The organism is Sorangium sp. So ce836 (assembly GCF_028553905.1).
GTDB classification, from domain to species: Bacteria; Myxococcota_A; Polyangia; order Polyangiales; family Polyangiaceae; genus Sorangium; species Sorangium cellulosum_D.
Window position 1 is genome coordinate 1,890,386 of the sequence record NZ_CP102233.1, and the last position, 21,377, is coordinate 1,911,762.

Annotated in this window: 16 protein-coding genes; 6 read left to right on the forward strand and 10 right to left on the reverse strand. The window is 73.4% G+C overall.

The window, feature by feature from the left end; translation table 11 throughout:
• The first annotated feature begins 7 nt into the window (after positions 1-7).
• From NQZ70_RS07005 to NQZ70_RS07030, 6 genes are all read left to right on the forward strand, one after another.
• Positions 8-1,705 (forward strand): serine/threonine-protein kinase, encoded by a 1,698-nt coding sequence (locus tag NQZ70_RS07005; protein ID WP_165373825.1) that lies wholly within the window; start codon positions 8-10, stop codon positions 1,703-1,705.
• A 442-nt stretch (positions 1,706-2,147) separates the two neighbouring features.
• Positions 2,148-4,598, forward strand: coding sequence for a sodium-translocating pyrophosphatase (locus NQZ70_RS07010; protein ID WP_129573524.1), 2,451 nt, complete (start codon positions 2,148-2,150; stop codon positions 4,596-4,598).
• Between the two features lie 126 nt (positions 4,599-4,724).
• Positions 4,725-4,928 (forward strand): hypothetical protein, encoded by a 204-nt coding sequence (locus tag NQZ70_RS07015; RefSeq protein ID WP_061626777.1) that lies wholly within the window; start codon positions 4,725-4,727, stop codon positions 4,926-4,928.
• Between the two features lie 230 nt (positions 4,929-5,158).
• Positions 5,159-7,597, forward strand: a complete 2,439-nt coding sequence (locus tag NQZ70_RS07020) for an alkaline phosphatase PhoX (protein ID WP_129573525.1) — start codon at positions 5,159-5,161, stop codon at positions 7,595-7,597.
• Between the two features lie 35 nt (positions 7,598-7,632).
• The gene (locus NQZ70_RS07025; RefSeq protein ID WP_237245111.1) at positions 7,633-9,255 is read left to right on the forward strand and encodes a hypothetical protein; all 1,623 of its coding nucleotides are present in this window, start codon (positions 7,633-7,635) and stop codon (positions 9,253-9,255) included.
• A 366-nt stretch (positions 9,256-9,621) separates the two neighbouring features.
• Complete coding sequence (locus NQZ70_RS07030; RefSeq protein WP_129573527.1) at positions 9,622-11,016, forward strand: MATE family efflux transporter; 1,395 nt, start codon at positions 9,622-9,624, stop codon at positions 11,014-11,016.
• A 7-nt stretch (positions 11,017-11,023) separates the two neighbouring features.
• Here the strand turns inward: NQZ70_RS07030 and panD are convergent, their stop codons facing one another.
• From panD to NQZ70_RS07080, 10 genes are all read right to left on the reverse strand, one after another.
• The gene (gene panD / locus NQZ70_RS07035; RefSeq protein ID WP_408022412.1) at positions 11,024-11,488 is read right to left on the reverse strand and encodes an aspartate 1-decarboxylase; all 465 of its coding nucleotides are present in this window, start codon (positions 11,486-11,488) and stop codon (positions 11,024-11,026) included.
• A 117-nt stretch (positions 11,489-11,605) separates the two neighbouring features.
• On the reverse strand, positions 11,606-12,781 hold the full coding sequence (locus NQZ70_RS07040; protein ID WP_129573528.1) for a hypothetical protein: 1,176 nt from the start codon (positions 12,779-12,781) through the stop codon (positions 11,606-11,608).
• Between the two features lie 247 nt (positions 12,782-13,028).
• A complete protein-coding gene (locus NQZ70_RS07045; protein ID WP_207217766.1) occupies positions 13,029-13,361 on the reverse strand; it encodes a hypothetical protein in 333 nt (110 codons plus the stop codon).
• An 8-nt stretch (positions 13,362-13,369) separates the two neighbouring features.
• Positions 13,370-14,425, reverse strand: coding sequence for a metallophosphoesterase (locus NQZ70_RS07050; RefSeq protein ID WP_129573529.1), 1,056 nt, complete (start codon positions 14,423-14,425; stop codon positions 13,370-13,372).
• Positions 14,426-14,540: 115 nt separating this feature from the next.
• Positions 14,541-15,086, reverse strand: coding sequence for a DUF1232 domain-containing protein (locus NQZ70_RS07055; protein ID WP_129581199.1), 546 nt, complete (start codon positions 15,084-15,086; stop codon positions 14,541-14,543).
• 221 nt (positions 15,087-15,307) lie between these two features.
• A complete protein-coding gene (locus tag NQZ70_RS07060; RefSeq protein WP_165373826.1) occupies positions 15,308-16,117 on the reverse strand; it encodes a tachylectin-related carbohydrate-binding protein in 810 nt (269 codons plus the stop codon).
• 276 nt (positions 16,118-16,393) lie between these two features.
• Positions 16,394-17,497: a hypothetical protein gene (locus NQZ70_RS07065; RefSeq protein WP_129573531.1), complete on the reverse strand. Its 1,104-nt coding sequence runs from the start codon at positions 17,495-17,497 to the stop codon at positions 16,394-16,396.
• Positions 17,498-17,542: 45 nt separating this feature from the next.
• Positions 17,543-18,604, reverse strand: coding sequence for a dipeptidase (locus NQZ70_RS07070; protein ID WP_129573532.1), 1,062 nt, complete (start codon positions 18,602-18,604; stop codon positions 17,543-17,545).
• Entirely contained in the window at positions 18,601-20,025 is a 1,425-nt protein-coding gene (locus NQZ70_RS07075) for a serine/threonine-protein kinase (RefSeq protein WP_129573533.1), read from the reverse strand. The genes NQZ70_RS07070 and NQZ70_RS07075 overlap by 4 nt, the downstream gene beginning before the upstream one ends.
• A 134-nt stretch (positions 20,026-20,159) precedes the next feature.
• Positions 20,160-21,353, reverse strand: coding sequence for a lytic transglycosylase domain-containing protein (locus NQZ70_RS07080; RefSeq protein ID WP_272828025.1), 1,194 nt, complete (start codon positions 21,351-21,353; stop codon positions 20,160-20,162).
• Positions 21,354-21,377 lie beyond the last annotated feature (24 nt).

A 21,377-nucleotide genomic window follows, 5' to 3' on the forward strand; every position in this document is an offset into this window, starting at 1 on the left:
CGATCCGTTGATCGGTAAGGTCGTGGCCGGCCGGTACCGGCTCGAGGCACGGCTTGGCGAAGGCGGCATGGGCGTCGTTTACCGCGCCCGTCACGTGCTGATCGACCGGGTCGTCGCCCTGAAGCTCATCCGGCCCGATCTCCGCGGAGAGACCCATCTCCGCGCGTGGATGCTGCGCGAGGCGCGCGCCGCAAACCGCGTTGATCACGCCCATATCATCGATATCCACGACATCGGCGAGACCGAGGAGGGCGAGCTCTACCTCGTCATGGAGTACCTCGTCGGCACGCCGCTCTCGGCGGAGCTCGCGCGCGGCCCGATGCCGATCGCGCGGTCGGTGGACATCCTCGAGCAGATGTGCGCCGCGCTCGCGCGCGCCCACGACCTCGGCGTCGTGCACCGCGATCTGAAGAGCGACAACATCCTGCTCACCCACCGCGGCGGCCGGAAGGACTTCGTCAAGATCCTCGACTTCGGCCTCGCCGCCATCGCGCGCGACCCGCGCCTCGCCCCGAAGGGCGCGGTGTTCGGGACGCCCGAGTACATGTCGCCCGAGCAGGCCCGCGGCGAGGAGGCGACGGCGCAGTCGGACCTCTACGCGCTCGGCGTGCTCTTCTTCGAGATGCTCACCGGGCAGCTCCCCTTCCGCGCGAACGATCGCGACACGCTGCTGGAGATGCAGCGGACCCACGCGCCGCCGCGCCCCCGCTCGATCCGCCCCGACGCGCACGCGCAGGGCGAGGCGATCGTCCTGCGCCTGCTCGAGAAGGACATCCGCAAGCGCTACCGCGACGCCCACCACCTCCAGGAGGAGCTGAAGGCGCTCCAGCGCGGGCTCCCGGCCCACGCGTGGGAGGTCGAGGGCGGCGACGGCGTCCCGGTGCCCCCGCCCCCGCCGCCGCCGCAGAGCGCCGGCGTCATCGAGTGGGCGAGCCGGGCGGCCCTGTTCTCGCGCATGGTCTCCCGCGCCTACCCGTCCGGGCAGGTGCCGCAGGAGGTCCAGAACGGCCTCGCGCAGGCCTGGGACCTCGCCGCGCGCGCCAACAAGCTCGAGGGCGAGGTCGCGAGCCTCACCCGCAAGCTCGAGGCGCTCGAGCGCCGCGGCCGCGCGCTGCGCGCCGAGATCGGCCGCAAGGTCGAGGAGCTCGCGCACGAGGAGTCGCGCGTGATGCGCGAGGCGATGGCCGACGGCGAGGACGTCGAGAAGGTCCGCGTCGAGCTCGCCGCCGCCGAGAAGCTCGCGCTGTCCGCCCGCCAGCTCGCCGACGCGGCGGCGCGCCAGGGCAACCACGATCCGCTCGTCTACGAGCGCGCGGGCGCCGCCGGCGCGACCGCGCAGGCGAAGCGCGAGCAGCTCGGGCGCTACGAGCACAAGAAGAACGCGCGCGAGGCGAACGCGCGCGACCTGCGCCGCCAGATCGACGAGCTCCGCGCCCAGCTCGCCCGCTACGCCGAGGCGCTCGAGGAGGACCTCGCGCAGGGGCGCGAGCGCGTCGCGGCGCGCACGCGCGAGGGGCTCGCCTACGAGAAGTCGTTCAGCGAGGCCTCGAACCTGCTCCTCAGCCACCTCCGCAACAAGCCGGAATGCCGGGACCTCGTGGCGGAGCTCCTCACCTCGCACGCCAGCCCCAACGCCGACTCCGGGTCGGATCAGCGGCTCTCCGGTTCGGACCGGAGGCTGAACAACGCGACCGAGCGCAACTGAACAGGGCTGAACGCGACAATCGGTGAAGGAGCGCGCCAATGCGCGCTCCGCTCCATCCTCCTACGCGATCTCCCCGCGCTCCGCGCCATCCTCCTACGCAATCTCCCTACGTAATCTCCTGACATCGCGGCGCTGACAAGCGCTCTCGTCATGCGCGCGCATCGCACCCTCTCGACGGCGTCTGCCACACATGGTAGCTAGCGCGCGCCTCGGCGTTCCCGGTCGAGGCGGGGGGCTTGGGAGGAAACTCTTGGCGCCCCGCCACCACCGGCCGCTGAGGGACGAGGCTGTGCTGAAGCGTCGGCGTTAGAGCAAGACCCCTCCGGCAGCTCGCCGGTCCCCTTCCCCTTTACGCAGGCGGCCAACCCCTCGGAACCACGAAGCTGCGGGCGGCGATGGCGCCGTCCTCTGCCTCGGATTTTGCGATGGAGGCACACCGTCCATGAACGTCATCCGGTCCCAAAAGGCCTGGCTCGCACCGCTGCTGGCCGGCCTGGCTGCGCTCGCCTTGCTGCTCAGCGGCGGGCTCGCCAGCGCGAGCGAATCCGATCTGGTCCTCCCCGACCTAGGCACCCAGTCTTTCGGCGGCATCGACGGCCGCACGCTCCTCCTCGGGGGCATCGGCGTCTGCGCCCTCGGGTTCGTCTTCGGGCTCGCCATCTTCTCGCAGCTGAACAAGCTCCCCGTGCACCGCGCGATGCGGGAGATCTCGGAGCTCATCTACGAGACCTGCAAGACGTACCTGGTCACGCAGTTCAAGTTCATCATGATCCTCGAGGTCCTGATCGGCGCGGTCATGGTCCTCTACTTCGGCGTGCTGCGTCACATGGAGGCCACGAAGGTCCTGGTCATCCTGCTGAGCAGCCTCGTCGGCATCGCCGGCAGCTGCGGCGTCGCGTGGTTCGGCATGCGCATCAACACGTTCGCGAACTCGCGCGCCGCGTTCGCGAGCCTGAAGGGCAAGCCGTTCCCGACGTACGCGATCCCGCTCAAGGCCGGGATGAGCATCGGCGCGGTCCTCATCAGCACCGAGCTCATGCTCATGCTGGTGATCCTGCTCTTCATCCCCGGCGACTACGCCGGCCCGTGCTTCATCGGCTTCGCCATCGGCGAGTCGCTCGGCGCCTCCGCGCTCCGCATCGCGGGCGGCATCTTCACGAAGATCGCCGACATCGGCTCCGACCTCATGAAGATCGTCTTCAACATCAAGGAAGACGACGCGCGCAACCCGGGCGTCATCGCCGACTGCACCGGCGACAACGCCGGCGACTCGGTCGGCCCGAGCGCCGACGGCTTCGAGACCTACGGCGTGACCGGCGTCGCGCTCATCTCGTTCATCCTCCTCGCCGTCCCCGACGCGGCCGTCCAGGTCCAGCTGCTCGTCTGGATCTTCGTGATGCGCATCGTGATGGTCCTCGCGAGCATCGGCTCGTACCTCCTCAACGAGGCGATCGCGAAGGCGTCCTACGCCGAGGCCGACAAGATGAACTTCGAGGCCCCGCTGACGCGCCTCGTCTGGCTGACCTCGATCGTGTCGGTCGGGCTCACCTACGCCGTCTCGGCGTTCATGATCCCGAACCTCGGGGGCGACACGACGCTCTGGTGGAAGCTGTCGTCGATCATCACCTGCGGCACCCTGGCGGGCGCCATCATCCCGGAGATGATCAAGGTCTTCACCTCGACCGAGTCGCGCCACGTCCGCGAGGTCGTGGAGGCGTCGCGCGAGGGCGGCGCCTCGCTGAACGTGCTGTCGGGCCTGACCGCCGGCAACTTCAGCGCGTACTGGATGGGTCTCGTCCTGGTCGTGCTGATGGGCATCTCGTACTTCTTCTCGGCCCAGGGCCTCGATCGGCTCATGATCGCCGAGAGCGTCTTCGCCTTCGGCCTCGTGGCGTTCGGCTTCCTCGGCATGGGCCCGGTGACCATCGCGGTCGACTCGTACGGCCCGGTGACCGACAACGCGCAGTCGGTCTACGAGCTCTCGCTCATCGAGAACGTCCCGAACGTCGAGGGCGAGCTGAAGAAGGATTTCGGCTTCACCCCGAACTTCGACAAGGCCAAGCACTACCTCGAGGAGAACGACGGCGCGGGCAACACGTTCAAGGCGACGGCGAAGCCGGTGCTGATCGGGACGGCGGTCGTCGGCGCGACGACGCTGATCTTCTCGATCATCGTCGTGCTCACGAACAAGCTGACGACGAACGTGGACAAGCTCTCGCTGCTCCACCCGCCGTTCCTGCTCGGCCTCGTGACGGGCGGCGCGGTCATCTACTGGTTCACCGGCGCGTCCACCCAGGCGGTCTCGACGGGCGCTTACCGCGCGGTCGAGTTTATCAAGGCGAACATCCGCCTCGAGGGCGTGGAGAAGGCCTCGATCACCGACAGCAAGAAGGTCGTCGAGATCTGCACGCAGTACGCGCAGCGGGGGATGTTCAACATCTTCCTCGGCGTCTTCTTCTCGACGCTCGCCTTCGCCTGCCTCGAGCCGTTCTTCTTCATCGGCTACCTCATCAGCATCGCGCTCTTCGGGCTGTATCAGGCGATCTTCATGGCGAACGCCGGCGGCGCCTGGGACAACGCGAAGAAGCTCGTCGAGGTGGAGCTCAAGGAGAAGGGCACGCCGCTCCACGCGGCGACGGTCGTCGGCGACACCGTGGGCGACCCCTTCAAGGACACCTCGTCGGTCGCGATGAACCCCATCATCAAGTTCACGACCCTGTTCGGCCTCCTCGCGGTCGAGCTGGCGATCGAGATCGACCGCACGACGAGCCTCGTGCTCGCGGGCATCTTCTTCGTGCTCTCGATGGTGTTCGTGTACCGCTCCTTCTACGGGATGCGCATCAAGTCGGACGCCGAGAAGACCGCCGCCGTCCGCGCCAACGCCACGGCCTGAGCCGGGCGTCCCTCCTCCCGGGCCACCGCGCCCCCTCTCCCCCGCGCTGACCTCCCCCGCCGCCCGTCCACGGGCGCGCCGGGGGAGGGTCTTGCACCCAGCGCGGCCGCACTATAGTGACCCCTCATGCGAGCGCTCTGCCCCTCTTGCGGCCTCCATCACGAGGTAGTCCGGGTCCTTGACGACGGGCACGGTGAGCAGCGCAAGGACGTCTACCAGGTCGCGCCGCTCCAGGGCTGCGAGCGCACCTGGATCTCCGACAAGGAGCTGCTCGAGGCGCGCGCGCGCTTCGATCAAGACGTCGTCGTGCCCGACGACGACGACGAGTAGCGCCGCGCCGACGAGGCGCGCGGCGCCTCCGATGTGAGCTCGCCCCCACGCCCGCGGTGCCCACGCCCGCTGTGCTCACGCCCACGGTAATCGCGCGCTTCGAGCGCTGCGCGCCGTCGCGCCCCGCGATCCGCGCGACCTCTGACAAGAACTCGTCGCAATCGTCGCATCGGGGCGCCACGGTGGGCAGGCATCGTCTCCGCCCATTACCCCGCGGAGAAGATGCGATGATGACGAGGCGGACCCTGAGGACGGCGTTGCTTCTGGTGCTCGCGAGCGGCCTTGCCGCGAGCGCAGGCGGTTGTGGTGAGGATGGGAAGCAGGGCCCGCCCGGCGAGGACGGCGCGCCGGGGCTGGATGGCAAGGACGGCGAGGACGGCGCGCCGGGGCAGGATGGCAAGGACGGCGAGGACGGGCAGGATGGCGAGGACGGCGCGCCCGGGCCCAAGGGCGACGACGGCGAGGACGGCGCGACGGGCCAGGACGGCGCGCCGGGCCAGGACGGGGAGGACGGCGAGGACGGGGCGCCGGGCCAGGATGGGCCGCCAGGGCCCAAGGGCGAGGACGGCGAGGACGCGGTCCCGTGGACCAGCGCCGCGAACATCGCGGGCTACGTGAAGGAGCGCGTGGAGATGTTCGCCGCCGGCGCCTTGCCCGCGGGCGAGCAGTTCCCGCTCCACGCGGCCGCGACCGACACCATCCGGACGCTCGCCGGGGTGCGCTCGGACATCGTGGTGACCTGGCTCGATCCGCTGACCTTCAGCACCGCGCCGGACGCGCCCCGGTTCGGCGCCAACAACGATTACACCGCCTTCTTCGGCGAGGGGTGGTCCGCCGCCGCGGGCAGCGCGCCGCAATGGAACGGCTCCGGCAGCGCGGGCTGGCTCTGGGTCAACCACGAGTACGTCTCCGGAAAGAGCCCGACGGCCAGCTCCGCGCCGACCGGGCAGCACCTCACGCTGGCGCGGCACCTGAAGAAGCTCGGTGTCCTCGCGAACGACGTCGAGGCGAACGTCTGGGCGCAGGCGGACGTCGACACGTACATCCGCTGGGAAAAGAAGGAGGTCGGCGGCTCCTGGCTCCGGATCGTGCAGGACCCGGCGACCGGCGCGTGGTCGGTGGACCGGAGCGCGCGCGCCGTTCGCTACGACGCGACCAGCAAGACGCTGAGCCGGATCGCGGGGCACGAGCTCTCGGGCCCGGGCAAGGACGACCTGACGGGCGCGCCGCTCCCCGAGGGGATCGTGGCCGGCATCATGGGCGATTGCGCCGGCGGGCAGACGCCCTGGGGCACGGTGATCACCGCCGAGGAGAACGTGCAGGACTACTACGGCGATCTCGAGGCGAATTGGTCGGGCGATCAGAAGTTCCTCGCCGGCCGGGGCTTCGACCCGGGCGCGCCGGTGAGCCCGGCCTTCGAGGCGAGCACCAGCGCCGAGTTCGGGCGCATCTCCGATCCGAACGGCAGGCAGCCCCGCGATCACTACGGGTACCTCACCGAGATCGACCCCGGGAAGCCCGCGGACGAGTACGACGGCAAGACCGAGGCGGGCACGGGCCACAAGAAATTCGGCTTCATGGGCCGCGCCCGCTGGGAGGCCGCGACGTTCGCCGTCGACGGCGACTGGAAGCTCCTGCCGGGCCAGCCGATCGTGGTCTACGGGACCGACGATCGCCGCGGCGGCCGCATCTACAAGTACGTGACGGCCGGCAACTACACGGCCGGGATGACGCGGGCGGAGATCCGCGGGCTGCTCGACGAGGGCAAGCTCTATGCGGCGCACCTCGCGGGGCTCGACAACACGACCGGCAACACCCTGCTCGCGACCGGCGCGGCCCCGACCGAGGCGGCGCCCGGCGCGGGGCAGTGGATCGAGCTCTCGGTGGACAGCGCCGCCGTCGCGCCGAACGCGGCCGCGCTCGGCGACGCGACCAGGACCGTCGGCGCCGCGCTGCGCGACGCGACCTGGAACGGCCTCGGCGGCTTCGCGACCGATTACGACGTGTGGCGCGCGCTGTTCACGGCGAGCAACAAGGTCGGGATCATGGAGCTGAACCGGCCCGAGGACATCGAGTGGAACCCGCGGGACCCGAGCGGCACGCCGCGGATCTACGTGGCGTTCACCAACCACACGGGGCAGACGGCGCTCGATCAGGGGGGCAAGCTCTACGATCCGGCCACGCACGCGACAACGTCCCCGAAGCGCGCGGACGCCGTGGGCTCGATCTTCGCGCTGGAGGAGGCCGACCCCGCGCACCCGGGCGCGTCGACCTCGTTCCGGTATTTCGAGGTGTGGCACGGCGCGAAGACGCAGGGCGACTTCGACGCCTCCTGCCCGGACAACCTGCTCCTCGATCGCGAGGGCGGCGTGTGGTTCGGCACGGACGGCAACTTCGGGGTCGCCTCGCACGCGGACGCGTTCTACTACCTCGATCTCGACCCCGCCCACCGCGAGGGCCAGGCGGGCGTGGCCCAGCCGAGCTTCGGCAAGGCGTTCCGCGTGGTGGCGCTGCCGAGCGACGCGGAGGCGACCGGCCCGTCGTTCGCGCCCGACATGGGCACGATCTTCATGTCCGTGCAGCACCCCGGCGAGAACGCCTACAGCACCTGGCCGAAGGGCGACGGCGCCCTGTCGAGCGTGATCGCGGTCACCTTCCTGCCCGAGTGATCTCCGTGGGTGCTCGCCGCGAACCTCCGCTGTCCTTGCTCCTGGCCATCGCGGCGCTGTCCGCCGTCCTCGCCGCGGCCGCGCGCTGCGGCGGGGGCGGTTACGATCCGCTCGCCACCGCGGCGGCGCGCGCGGGGCACGCGGGCAACCCCGAGGCGTCGATCCCGCCGATGTGTTACGCGTCGACGGCCGGCGGCGCGAACGGCTGCTGGACGTGCCACACGATCGGGCGCGGCCCGAACACGCTCGCCGATCACGACCTCCAGGCGGCGTACAGCTTCTCGGACGCGGCGCGGAAGAACCCCTGGACCAACCTGCTCGAGGACCTCTCGGCGGCCGCGGCCCGGACGAGCGACGAGGAGATCCTCGAGTACATCCGGGAGGACAACTACGCGCCGCTGCGCAAGGCGCTCGCCGGCCGCCCGGATTACCCGGGTTACGTGCCGGATCTCGACCTCGAGGCCGGCTTCGACGACGAGGGCTTCGCGCGCGACGGGAGCGGCTTCCGGGCGGTGCGGTACAAGCCGTTCCCGGGGAGCTTCTGGCCCACGAACGGCAGCGCCGGCGACGTGTTCCTCCGGCTGCCGGCCGCGTTCCGCGAGGACGCCTCCGGCGCGCCGTCGCGCGAGGTCTACAAGCTGAACCTCGCGCTGCTCGAGGCCGCGATCGCGTCCCCGTCGCCGCTCTCCGTGGGGGGCGCGGCGCCGCCCGCGGAGGCGCCCGCCGGGCGGGAGGTCGAGCCGGTGAGCGAGCTCCTCGCCGGCTTCGACCTCGACGGCGACGGCGCGCTCGAGCCGGCGGTGACGCGCGTCGTTCGCCTCCCCGCGCGGTACGCCGGCGGGGCGGCCGGCGTCCCTGTTCGCGCGTGGCTCTACCCGCGCGGGGCGGAGCTCCTGCATTCGGTGCGGTACCTCGATCCGGACCGCCCGACGCTGCTGTCGGCGCGGATGAAGGAGCTGCGCTATGCGCGCAAGGTCGAGGCGCCGGACGACTGGGCGATCGCGCGCGCGTACGAGCGCGAGGCCGACGAGAAGGCGGAGGGGCAGCCGCCGTTCCACGCCGGCGGGCCCGAGGTCGGCCTTCGGAACGCGTTCGGCTGGCAGATCCAGGCGTTCATCGAGGATGAGCGGGGCCGGCTGCGGCTGCAGACGGCGGAGGAGCACCGCGCGTGCATGGGCTGCCACGGCGCCGTGGGCGTCGCGGTGGACCACACCTTCTCGCTGGCGCGCAAGGTGCCCGGCGCCGCCGGCTGGCGGCACCAGGACCTGCGCGGCATGCCCGACGTGCCGCAGGCCGGCCATGCGGAGCCGGAGGTCCTGACCTACCTGCGCCGCGCCCGCGGCGCCGACGACTACCGCGGGAACGCCGAGATGCTCGCGCGCTTCTTCCCCGGCGGCGCGCTCGACGAGGCGGAGGTGCGGCGCGGCGCGCCCGGCGGCGACCGCGATCTCGCGTACCTCGTCGCGCCGTCGCGCGATCGGGCGCTCCTGCTCGACAAGGCCTACCGCGCCCTGGTCCGGGCGCAGCGCTTCGAGGCGGGGCGCGACGTCATGCTCGGGCCCGCGACGGGGATCCTGCGCGTGGTGGAGGTCGAGTCGACGGGGCTCGCGGAGGCGGAGCGCGTGTTCCTCGACGGGCGGGCGCACCTCGCCTGGTGAGGCGCCGGCGCGAAGACGGTGGAGCGACGCGCGGCGGGAACGAGAAGAAAAAACGCAAAGGCGCAAAGGCGCAAAGACGCAAAAAAGAGAGAGAAATGATTGGGCGCTGCTGGGCGCACGGCGGCAGGAGCTCGGAAATGTTCTCTCTGTCCAAGACGACGCCCGGAGCTGGGAGAGGTCCTATCTCTCTCTCCCTTTGCGACTTTGCGCCTTTGCGTTTTTTTTCTTCTTCTCTTCTCGAGTCGGCTCGTCTGCGCCGCTATAAGTTATTGTAAATACTAAGTTTTTGGATGCTTGTCCCACCTCCGGCGAGCGCTCCCACCCCGGCGCGCTATGGTGGCGCCCCTTTTCGACGCCGTTGCCCCCGTGAACCCCGCTTCCGCCCCTCTCGCCGCCGACAGCGCGCGGTCCGAGCTGCGCGCCCTCGCGCGCCTCGCGCTGCCGATCGCGGTGGCGCAGGCGGGGCTCGTCGCGATGACGCTCGTCGACGTCGCCATCGTGGGGCGCGTCTCGGTGAACGAGCTCGCCTCCTGCGCGATGGGCAGGACCCTCGTCCACACGTGCAACGCGCTCGGGATCGGCGTCTCGGCCGCGGTCGATCCGCTCGCGTCGCAGGCGATCGGCGCCGGCCGCCCGGGGCAGGCGTGGGCGGCGCTCCGCGCGACCCTGCGCGCGAGCCTGCTCGTCAGCGTCGTCGCCTTCGGGGCCGCGCTCGCGGCGACCTTCGCGCTCGTCCCCATGGGCGTCGACCCGGGGCTCGTCCCCGGCGTGCGCCGGTACATCGTCGGCCACGCGCTGTGGATCTTCCTCTGGCCGGTCTTCCTCGCCGGGAAGAGCTTCCTCCAGGCCCACGGCGCGACGCGGCCCGCGCTCGTCGCCGTCGTCGCGGCGAACGCCGTCAACCTCGTGGCCTGCAACCTGATGGTCCGCGGCGACGAGGCGCTGCGCTGGGTCGGCCTCCCGCCGCTCGGCCTGCCGCAGCTCGGCGCGCTCGGCGCAGGGCTCGCCGCGAGCCTCGCCAGCGCCGTGCTGTCGTCGATCGTGCTCGTCGCGGCGCGGCGCCGGCGCGCGGCCCCGCGCCGCGACCAGGCGGACGAGGGCGCCGTGCCGGTCGCGGTGATCTACCGGCTCGGCGTCCCGATCGGGCTGCAGCTCGTCGCCGAGGTCGGCGTGTTCGGGATGACCGCGCTGCTCGCCGGGCGCCTCGGCGCGACCGTTGTCTCGGCGCATCAGATCGCGATCGGCCTCGCCTCCTTCGCGTTCATGGGCGCCATCGGCGTCGGCGGCGCCACCGCCGTCCGCGTGGGCCACGCGGTCGGCGCCGGCCGATCGCCGCTGCGCCCCGGCGTGCTCGGCGTGCTGCTCGGCGCCGGCGTCATGTGCGTGAGCGCCTCGACCTACGCCGCCTTCCCCCGCGCCCTCATCGGCGCGTTCACCCCGGACGCCGACGTCCTCGCCATCGGCGTCCCGCTGCTCCGCATCGCCGCGCTCTTCCAGCTGTTCGACGGCGTGCAGGCGGTCGCCGCCGGCGCGCTGCGCGGGGCGGGCGACGTGCGGTTCCCCTTCTGGGCCAACCTCGGCGCCCACTGGGCCTTCGGCCTGCCGCTGTCGATCGGGCTCGCCTTCGGGCTCGACCTCGGCGTCCGCGGCCTCTGGTTCGGGCTCACCGCGGGGCTCATCGCCGTCGCGGGGGTGCTCTCGATGCGCTTCGTCCGGCTGGCCCGCGCGCCGGTGGCGCGGGCGCTGCCGCACGCCGGGTGACGCGCGCTCAGTTCGGCGCGCGCGGCGCCGGCGCCTCGGGCGCGGGGCCCGGCTGGGCAGCGCCCGGCTGGGCAGCGGGCGGCGCCGCCGGCGCGAGCGGCCCCGGCGCCTCGGGCGGCTGGTCGGCGAGCGGCCGGTTCTGCCCGTCGACGCGGAGCACGCGCGGCGCGTGCCGCCGCGCCTCGGCCTCGTCCATGTCCGCGAACGTGGCGATGATGACGAGATCGCCGGGCTGGTTGAGGTGCGCCGCGGCGCCGTTGATGCACACGACGCCGGAGCCGCGCGCCCCCGCGAGCGCGTAGGTCGTCAGCCGGGAGCCGCGCGTCACGTTCCAGATGTCGACCGCCTCGTAGGGCAGGATGTCGGCGGCCTCCAGGAGGTCCACGTCGATCGTGACGCTGCCCTCGTAGTGCAGATCCGCGTGGGTCACGGTCGCGCGGTGGATCTTGCTCTTGAACATCCGTCGATTCATGCGTGCTGACCTCTGCTCCTCCCTGCTCGGGCCGGCGCCGCGCGCGCCGCCGGTCCGCGAGCGAGGCGCGCGCCGCCCGCCGGGAAGGACAGCCTTTCTCCTTAGTCCAAGTGGCGGTCAGTCAAGGAACAATCGCTGCCGGAGGAGCCGGCCGCCCGCGAGCTGGACGGCGGCCTGGTCGGGCGGCGCCTCGGCGTCGACCGGCGGCGACCCGGGCTGGCCGATCACGAAGACGACCTCGCACGGGCCCGCCGCGACGTCCCTGAAGAGCGCCTCGCGCGTGCCCGACACGCGCGCGCCGCCGCTGCCGTCGAGCTCGATGTCGACGGGCCACGAGCGCGCCTTCCCGCCCTGCACCAGAAACGCCTTCACGGCGACCGGCGAGGGCACGCGCGCGTCGGGCGAGAGCGCGATCGTGATCCGGGCGCCCCGGCCGACGCGGCGCGGGGCGCCCGGATCGCGATCGCCCTGCTGCGGGCCGGCGCCGAGGGTCGTCGCGATCGTGTAGTCGGGGAGCGGGGCGGCGCCGGGCGCGAACGGCGCAGGGCGCAGCGCGAGCAGCGACACGAGCGCCGCCGACACGACCCAGCCGGCCACGCCCACGGCGGTCCGCACCCGCGCCCCTATCTTCGCCCGCGGGGCGCTCCGCCGCTCGACGACCAGCTCGGGGACCAGCAGCGGCCCCGGGCGCGGCGCCAGGGCGCCGGCGTCCGCCCCGTCCGGCGCGCGCTGGGCCGGCTGCGCCGGGGCCGCGCTCGGGCGCGCGTCGCGGGGCGGCTCCGAGGCCCCGGGCGGCACCGAGTCGCCGCCGATCGCGCGGCAGACGGGCGCATCCGTGGTGGACGGCGCGCTCGTCCCGCTGAGCGAGTCGGCGTCGGCGCCGAGCGGCGGCGCGTCCGCCGCGTCGCCCGGCTCGTCCGCGTCGCCGTCCCACTCGTGGGGGCTCCGGAAGCGGATCCCGGACTTCCGGTCGACCATCGGGCGCGGCAGCGACGGCGGCGCGGGCGCGTCGCCGCGCGTGTCCCGCAGCTGGGCGATCAGCTCGTCGGCGAGCCGGGCGCGGGTCTCGTCGTCGAGGGGCACCCGCGCCCCGCGCCCCTCGCGCCCTGCGCCCGTGGTGGACGCCGCGGGGTCTGCGGGCTCCGCGGTCTTCGCGGCGTCCGCGTCGTCTCGCTGGGCGCTCCGCGCGTCGTCCGGGCGCGCCTCCTCGCCGAGCTTCCGCCGGCGCGGATCGCCCGGCGGATCCTGCTGCGCGATGCGCGTCAAGGTGCGCAGCAGCTCGTCGTCGTCCATCAGCCGCTCCCCGCGTCGCGCCGCGCTGTACGGCGATCGGGCGGCCGGCACCGGCGCAGCAGCGCGGGTGCGACACGAGGAACCGGGAGGGGGAGGCGCTGCTCGCCGGACGCCAGGGGGGGCTCCCCGTTGCTCCGATTCGCCTCGTGGATCAGCGCGAGCGGACGCTCAGGCATCTGATTCCCTTCCCCTGGGGATCGAAGAGCCCCAGTTTGCCATCGACGTTATCCGGTCCGCGCGGCGCCCGTCAATGGAGCAGACGGGCGCCGCGGCGCTTCTCGCGCTGTCCGAGCTGTTTGCGCCGCTGCGCTGTTCGCGCCGCCGCGTCGTTCGTGCCGTTTGTGCCGCTCGCGCCGTTTGTGCCGCTCGCGCCGTTTGTGCCGCTCGCGCCGTTTGTGCCGCTCGCGCCGTTTGTGCCGCTCGCGTCGTTCGCGTCGTTCGCGTCGATGGCCCATCCGGCGCGCGGCGCGCCCTGCGTCTCTTGCGCCGCTCGCGCTGCTCGCGCCACCCGCGCCTCCTGCCGCGCTCGCTGCAGCTGGCGCGCGAGAACGTATTGTAAACAGCGATGCGATTTTCTCACGAGAACGTCTACTTTTTCTCGCCGCTCGCGCTGTTCGCGCCCGTCGCCTCGCCCGTCAAGATCCGCACGGTGTCGCCGGCAATCTCCAGCGCCGCCGGCTTTCCGCCGTAGTGCGCGGCCATCCCGACGTCGATCCGCCAGACCTTGTCGCCGCAGGCCGAGGTGATGCCGTTCCTCTGGACCGTGTGGCCGACGACCATGCGCTTCGCGGACATGGCCGCGAGGGTCTGGTCGAGCGCCGCGCAGGGGCTCGAGCCCGGGGTCGGCGCCGGATCGGTGGAGTAGAGGCGCGCCCACACCGGGCCGTCCTCGGCCGCGATCACGGCCGGCGCGGACGGGCTCTTCCCCTCCATCCACGCGCGCACCTCGCGGTTGATCCGCGCGACGCCGTAGCGCGTGTGCGACGGGAGCACGCCGCCGTGCGCGAAGACCGTGTCGCCGACGGTGATGATCACGTCGCGCGCCGCGAGCTTCTTGGCGTAGACGCCGCCGGGGAAGAACGCGGCGGCGCGGGCGCGCGCGGGGGCCGGCACGGGCGCGAGGCGCGGGGACGAGGCGTCGAGCCCGGGCACGTCCTCGAAGTCCTTGAAGCCGCCCTCGGTGACGTAGCGGAAGTCCAGCTGGACGTTCATGACCTCGTGGTTGCCGTTCAGCGCGTACACGGCGCCGCCGGCCGCGCGCGCCTCGACGGCGAGGCGGTCGAAGAGGTCCACGATCGCCTGCTCGCCGTCGCCGCGGTCGATCTCGTCGCCCGTCTGGACGAGCACGAGCTTGCCGCCGATCCAGCGATCCGAGCCGTCGATCGCGCCCGCGATCCGCAGGGCCGCGCGCGTGGCCGCGAGGTCGCCGTGGACGTCGCCGATGGCCACAACGCGCTCGGCGGCCGGGTAGGCGTAGGAGCGATCCGTGTCGGGCGGCGGCGCGGGCGAGGCGGCGGCGCGGTCGGGCGCGGCCGAGGTGGCGGCGGGCGCGGGCCGCTGCGCCGTCGAGGCGGGGCGATCGGCGTCGCAGCCCGCGGCGAGCAGCGCGGCGAGCAGCGCGGAGAGGCAGGGAGCGGCTGACATCGGACGCGGTCCTCCGGGGTGATGGGGGTTATGTACTACGCGGGGGGTGGGCGTGCCGCGGCGAGCGGCGCGCCCGCAGCGGCTCGCCGCGCGGCGGCGCGCCGGCCGCGCGCGGTCAGGCCGGGAGCTTGGTGGAGAGGAACGATTTCAGCTTGATCAGGTTCTTCGCGTCGCGGCTGAAGGTCGGGGCGGTGTAGCTCGAGGCCCAGCCGGCGATCTCGTGCATGAACGAGGCGCGGACCTGCTCGTCGCCGAGGATATCGTCCACGGTGCGGCCGCGCGCGGCGCCCTTCTCCAGCGAGCGCACGTAGCCCTTGAGCCGCGCGTAGTCGCCGCCGAGCAGCTCGGCGATGAGATCCGCGTCGCGCGCGAGCCGCGCGAGGGCCGGCGCCTGGTCGCGCAGCTCCTGGCTCTCGGCCGCGGCGAAGGAGGCCGCGACGCGCAGCACGAAGGCGTCGTCGAGGAAGCCGAGATCCTCGATGCCGTCCGGGATGAGGTCGAGCGACTTGAAGAGGTAGTTCAGGCCGGCCGCGAGCGAGCGGCGCGCCGCCTCCGGGCTGTCCGGCGAGGCGAGCAGCCCGGCCAGGTCCGTGGCGTCGGAGGCGAGGCTGCGCAGCCACTCGGGGAACGTATCGAGACAGCGGTCGTCGAGATCGGTCATGGGATCCTCCCGGCGGGAGCGGGAGGGTAGTCCGACCGGCGCGGCGCCGTCCATGCCGTCCATGCGGACGACGGCGCGCGGCGCCCGCAGGCGCTCGGCGCGCCGCCGGCGTGAGGCGCCGGCCATAGGGGGCATGCCCCGCCTCGCGGCGCTCCGTCCAGGCCGGGACGCCGAGCTCGTGCTCTCTAGGATCGCCCGGTGAGCGGGGCTCGCGCGAGCGCTCAGAGGAACGAGTTCCAGCCAGCACCGACCTTCTGCGGGCCGGTCCAGTCGACGGCCCCCGTCTGCCAGCCGTTGTGGCGATACCAGTGGAGATCGCCGTTCGGGAGGACGCCGTAGACGACGCCGCGCCCTCCGGAGAAGACGTGCGCGAACGAGTTCCAGACCGTGCCGACCCTCTGCGGGCCGGTCCAGTCGACGGCCCCCGTCTGCCAGCCGTTGTGGCGATACCAGTGGAGATCCCCGTTCGGGAGGATGCCGTAGACGACGCCGTGCCCTCCGGAGAAGACATGGGTGAACGCGTTCCAGCCAGTGCCGACCTTCTGCGGACCGGTCCAGTCGACGGCCCCCGTCTGCCAGCCGTTGTGGCGATACCAGTGAAGATCGCCGTTCGGGAGGATACCGTAGATGACGCCGCGCCCTCCGGAGAAGACGCGCGTGAACGCGTTCCAGCGGGCCCCGACCGTCCGCGCGTCGGCCCAGTCGACGGTCCCCGTTTGCCAGCCGTCGTGGCGATGCCAGCGGAGGTCCCCGTTCGGCAGGATGCCGTAGATGACGCCGTTTTCTCCCGCGAACACGCGTGTGAACGAGCTCCAGCCGGTCCCGACGCTCTGCGGGCCGGTCCAGCTCGCCTTTCCGTCTTGCCAGCCTCGGTGGAGATACCACTGGAGGTCCCCGTTCTGCCGGGTGCCATAGATGACGCCGTTGCCAGCGGAGAACACGCTCTCCTGGGCGGCGGCGTCCTGGATCGCGGCGAGGGACAAGAGCCCCGCGGCTGCAGCGACCACCCTGATGAATGTTCTTCGTATCATCGCTCCCCCCTCGTCTCGCCCGAGCTCGGCGCCTCGTCGCGCGCGCTCCGTCCCGGATCTCATGAAGCCGCATGGCGCGGCGGGAAGCCTCGGTAGCCGGCGCCTGGCCGCGAAGCTGCGGGCGCGGCCCGGCGGCCGAGGCGACGGCGCGGACCGGGAACCCGGGCAGGACCGGACGAGCCGGGAGCCCGGGCGACGCGTGCCGCGGGGGACCGGCGGCGAAGGATCGCCTTCCTGCGCGGAGGCGAGCGCGGCGCGCGGACGGCGCGCGCTGGATCAGCCGCCCGTCGCCCCGACCCGCCCCGTGACGCTCGCGCTCGCGCGCACGCTCACCTGGATGCGCACCGACGCGCTCGTCGAGGCCTCGGCCGCGCCGGCGACGCACGCGAGCGCGCGCGCGCCCGCGTCGCCCACGATCCGCGGCAGCGCGGCGCCGACCTGGACCACCGTCTGGGCGTCGCCGAGGAGCCTGCGCCCGAGCGCCACCTCGGCGTGCAGCAGCGCCGGCAGGTTGGCCTGCAGCGTCGCCGCGAGCCGCGCGGCCATCTCGGCGCCGTACGACGCGCGCACCTGCACGAGCGCCGGCGTGCACGCGGCGTAGATGTCGGCGTGCGCGCGGCAGCTCGCCTCGCACTCGGCGTCGGCGCTCGGGGGTCGCACCATCCCGGCGCACTGCGGCGCCTGCCAGGTGCCCTCGCACCGCGCGTGGCAGGTCGCGTCGCAGCCGCCGTCGCACTCGCCGTTGCAGAACCCCACGCAGCGCCCCTGCGCGTCGTAGGCGGAGCACTGCCCCCGGCACTGCCCCGCGCAGCGCCCCTCGCACCGCCCCGCGCAGCGGCCCTGGCAGTAGCCGGAGAGCCGCGCGGGCTCGCACTGCGCCACGATCTGCCCCGGATCCAGCTGGACGTCGCACGCGCCGCTGCAGCGCGCCCCGGCCTGGGCGTTCGCCTGGCAGGCCGGCGGCGTCACCGCCACCTGCACCCCGGCGCCCTGGCGCAGGATGGCGTCGATCGCCGCCGAGACCGGGCCGCAGGCGCCGCTCGCCTGGCCCCCCGCCTCGTCGCGCGGCGCCATCTGCGCGGGCGGGATCCCGAGATCCGCGCCGATCCGGCGGCAGGCGTCGGCCACCTGCGCCTCGATCGCCGCGGACACGGCGGCCATGTCCTTGGCCGCCTGCACGAACGTCCGCACCTTGACGTTCGCCCGCGCGTCCGCGGAGAACTGGGCGCCGAGGACGTCGCCCGGCCCGCGCAGCTCGGGGCAGACGGCCTCGCCGACGCCCTCGATGTGGCCGAGCTCCGCGCAGCTCAGGCCCGGGATGGCCCCCACGACCGCGAGGGCGAGGAGCCCCCGCAGCGACCGAGCGACTTCCGTGCGCATGGGGGCCCTTACCACGATCGCCGAGGCGGCGCGCGGCCGGCGACCCTACCTGGGCCGCTGCCCCCCGCTCGCGCCCGCCGGCCGCCAGCCGAGGATGCGCAGCGCGTTCTGCGAGAAGATCTTCACCACGTCCTCGCGCGACATCCCGCGCTTCCGGAGCCGCGCGGCGAGCGCCGGCACCGCCGACGCGTCGTCGAGCCCCTTCGTCGGGATGATGCCGCCGTCGAAATCCGACCCGATCGCGACGTGATCGACGCCGGCCACGCGGACCATGTGCTCGACCTGCGCGAGCACGTCGTCGAGGTCCGCCTCGTTCGTGCCGTTCACGAAGGGCGCGTGGAAGTTGAGCCCCGCGACCCCGCCGCTCCGCCCGATGAGCCGCAGCTGCTCGTCGGTCAGGTTGCGCGGCCGGTTCGCCACCGCGCGCGCGTTCGAGTGGGTCGCCACGATCGGCGCGCCGTGCGCGGCCGCGATCGGCACGAGATCCGCGAACGCGGCGTCCGAGATGTGCGAGACGTCGATGAGCGCGCCCTGCGCGTAGACGCGCTCGCAGAACCGCTTGCCGAGCTCCGTCAGCCCGAACGCGGCCGGCTCGCCGGTCGCCGACGACGAGAGCCGCGTGTTCTTCGCGTGGCTCGGGCTGATGAGCCGCACGCCGCGCGCGATGAACCGGTCGATCTGCGCGATGTCCTCCGCGAACGCGCCGGCCCCCTCGATCGAGAGGAAGGTGCTGATCTTCCCCGGCTCGGCCCGCGCCGCGCCGAGCGGGAGGAGCACCGGGCTCGCGGCGATGATCGCCTCGATCGTCGCGAGGACCGCGCTGGCGTCCTCGATCCGCGGGCCCTCGGGCCGCGCCCGGTCGGGCAGGTAGATCGGCAGCACGATGCCGAGGTAGTTGCCGGCGACGAGCGTGTCGCTGCGGGCGTGGCCCTCGCCCAGGCGAGGGTCGCGCCCCTTGAAGTGGACCTGCCAGGGCACGTCGACGTGCAGGTCGACGACCTGCACGGGGGGCTCGCCGCCGTCGCCGCGCGTGGGCCGCGGCGCGCCCAGGGCGGAGGCCGCGCACGTGACGGCGAGCAGGGCGCGGACGCGGCCTCCGGCGCTCATCCGCTCACCAGCACGCCGAGCGCGAAGCCGACGCCGAGGCACACGAGGCCGATGACCCCGACGAGCCACCAGGCGGCGCCCTCCGAGGGCGCGGCCTCGGCGGGGAGGGGGACCTCCACGACCCGCACGTCGTAGTGGCCGCCCGTGAGCGTCGGCACGCCCGTCGGCCGCTGCGCGCTGACGTGGGTCGGCCCGGCGGGGACCGGGGGCGCCGCGAACGACGCCGTGGGCGCCACCTGCGGGGTCGTCTGGGTCGGCGGCGTGGTCGGGCGCGGCGGGGGCGCCGACTCCGGCCTCGGCACGACCGGCATGCTCGTCGTCGCGCCCGGCCCGTGCGGCGGCGGGGGCAGCTGCGACGGCGGCTGCGGCGCGTACAGCTGCGACGGCGGCTGCGGTGCGTACAGCTGCGACGGCGGCTGCGGCGGGTGCAGCTGCGACGCGTGCAGCTGCGGGTGCGGATGCGCCGGCGGCGGCAGCGAGGGCAGGTGGTGCGGCGGCGGGAGCGACGCCTGCGGATCGGCCCACGCGCCGGGCGTCGCGATGCCGGTGCGGTGCGCGACGGCGCTCAGCGTCTGCGCCATCTCCTCGGCCGTCTGGAAGCGCCCGTTTACGTCCTTGGAGAGGGCGCGCTGGAAGAAGAGGCTCCAGGCGGCGAGGTGCGGCGCGACCTGCTCGATCGGGCGCACCTCCTTGGCGAGCACGGCGGTGAGCCGCGCGAACTCGTTCTCGGCGGGGAACGGCTGCGTCGCGGTGAGCATCTCGTAGAAGATCACGCCGACGCTCCAGAGGTCGGTGCGCGCGTCGACGCCCTGCGCGTTCTTGATCTGCTCGGGGCTCATGTAGCCGGGGGTGCCGAGGAGCGTGCCGGCGCGGGTCTTGAGGCCCATGCCGCCGGCCGCGTCCATCACCTTCGCGATGCCGAAATCGAGCAGCTTCACGCGGAAGCCGCCGCGCGGATCGCGCACGAGGAACAGGTTCTCCGGCTTCAGATCGCGGTGGATCACCTTGTGGCCGTGCGCCGCCATGAGGGCCTGGAGCACCTCGTGGATGATCGGCACGGCCTGCTGCGGCGGGATGGGGTTGCCCGTGTCGATGTACGCGGCGAGCGGGACGCCCTGCAGGAGCTCCATGACGAGGTAGGGCGTGCCGTCCTCGGCGCGGGCCGCCTCGAAGACGGAGGCGATGTTCTGGTGGACGAACCCCTTCGTCGCCTCCGCCTCGGCGAAGAAGCGGTGCAGGACCTGCTCTTCCTGCGTGAACTCGGGGTGCAGCACCTTGATCGCGCGCTTGCCCTCGCCGCGCAGCCCGTCGGCCTCGTAGACGGCGCCCATGCCGCCCTCGCCGAGGAGACGCACGAGCCGGAAGCGCCCGTTCAACACGGCGCCCACGAGCTGATGGGAAGGGCTCGAGGGGTCGACCACCCGCGGACTCTACCAAAGCTTCCGCGCGGCCCGCTCGCCGAAACCTCGGCGCGGAGCGCGGGAGCAGGCCGCCCCCGCGGCGGGCGCCGGGGCGCGGCGGGGCACGCCGCGCGCGCCGCGAGCCCCGGCGCGCGTCACGGCGCCGCGTTCGCCACGGCCGAGCGCGCCGCCGGGCTCGCGGGCAGCGGGGTGCGCAGGGCCTCGCTCGGCTGATCGCCGGTGTAGAGGAGCTCGTAGACGGCGAGGCTCGTGAGCACGCGCTTCGTGTAGAGCCGCGTCTCCTCGTACGGGATGCGCTCGACCCACAGGTCGAAGCTCTGCGAGGGGCGCTCCGCGATCCACCGCTTCGGCGCGCCGCCGCCCGCGTTGTAGGCGGGGATCGCGAGCAGCGGGTTGTCCGAGAACTGGCCGCGCAGCACCGAGAGGTAACGGCAGCCGAGCGCGATGTTGACCTCGGGCCGCTTCAGCGCCTCGGCGCTCGACGGCAGCCCGAGCGGCTTGGCCATGCGCTTCGCGGTCGGCACGATGAGCTGCATGAGCCCGTACGCCTGCGCGGGCGAGGCCACCTTCGGGTCGAAGGCCGACTCCTCGCGCATGATCGCGTAGGCGAGGGCCTCGGGGATCCCGCTGCGCTTCGCCTCCGCGGCGACGAGGGCGGCGAACGGGCGCGGGTAGGCGAGCTCCCAGGCGCTGCGCCAGCGCCCGGCCGGGTAGTGGTCGACCCAGTCGCCCGCGAGCTCGACGCGGCCGTCGCTCGCCATCGCCGTGCGCAGGATGCTGTACGACTGCGGCAGCGCGCCCGCGCGCGCGAGCAGGAACGCCGAGGCCCACATCACCTCGCGCGGCGCCGTGCGGCTCCCCACGCCGAGCGCGTCGAGCTCCCGGCGCGCGAGCTTCGCCTCCCCCTGGCGCGCGAGCTCGACCGCGCGGGTGAACGCCGGGCGCGCGAACAGGGGGCTCCGGAGCTCGGCGTACGGCGCGCTCGCGTCGCGCTCGAGGGCCGCGGACAGGGCGCGCTGGGCGGCCGCGGGATCGGCGTCGGCGAGCCGGGCGTGGGCGAGCGCCATGTAGAACGAGAGCGGGTAATCGCGGATCACCTGCTCGAGCAGCGCCTTTCCCTTGTCGGGCGAGCCGGTCTCGATGTGGGCGCGCCCGAGGTAGTAGGGGAACCTGCCGGCGGCGTGGTACGCGCGCTCGTGGGGGAAGCGCGCGAGCCCGAGCTCGAGCGGCCTGACCGCGCCGGCCCAGCCGTCGCGCTCCATCTCGAAGAGCGCGAGCTCGAACAGGCCGTCGGCGACCATGTCGCCCGACGGGTAGTCGTCGGGCATGGCGGTGAGCATCTGGACGAACTG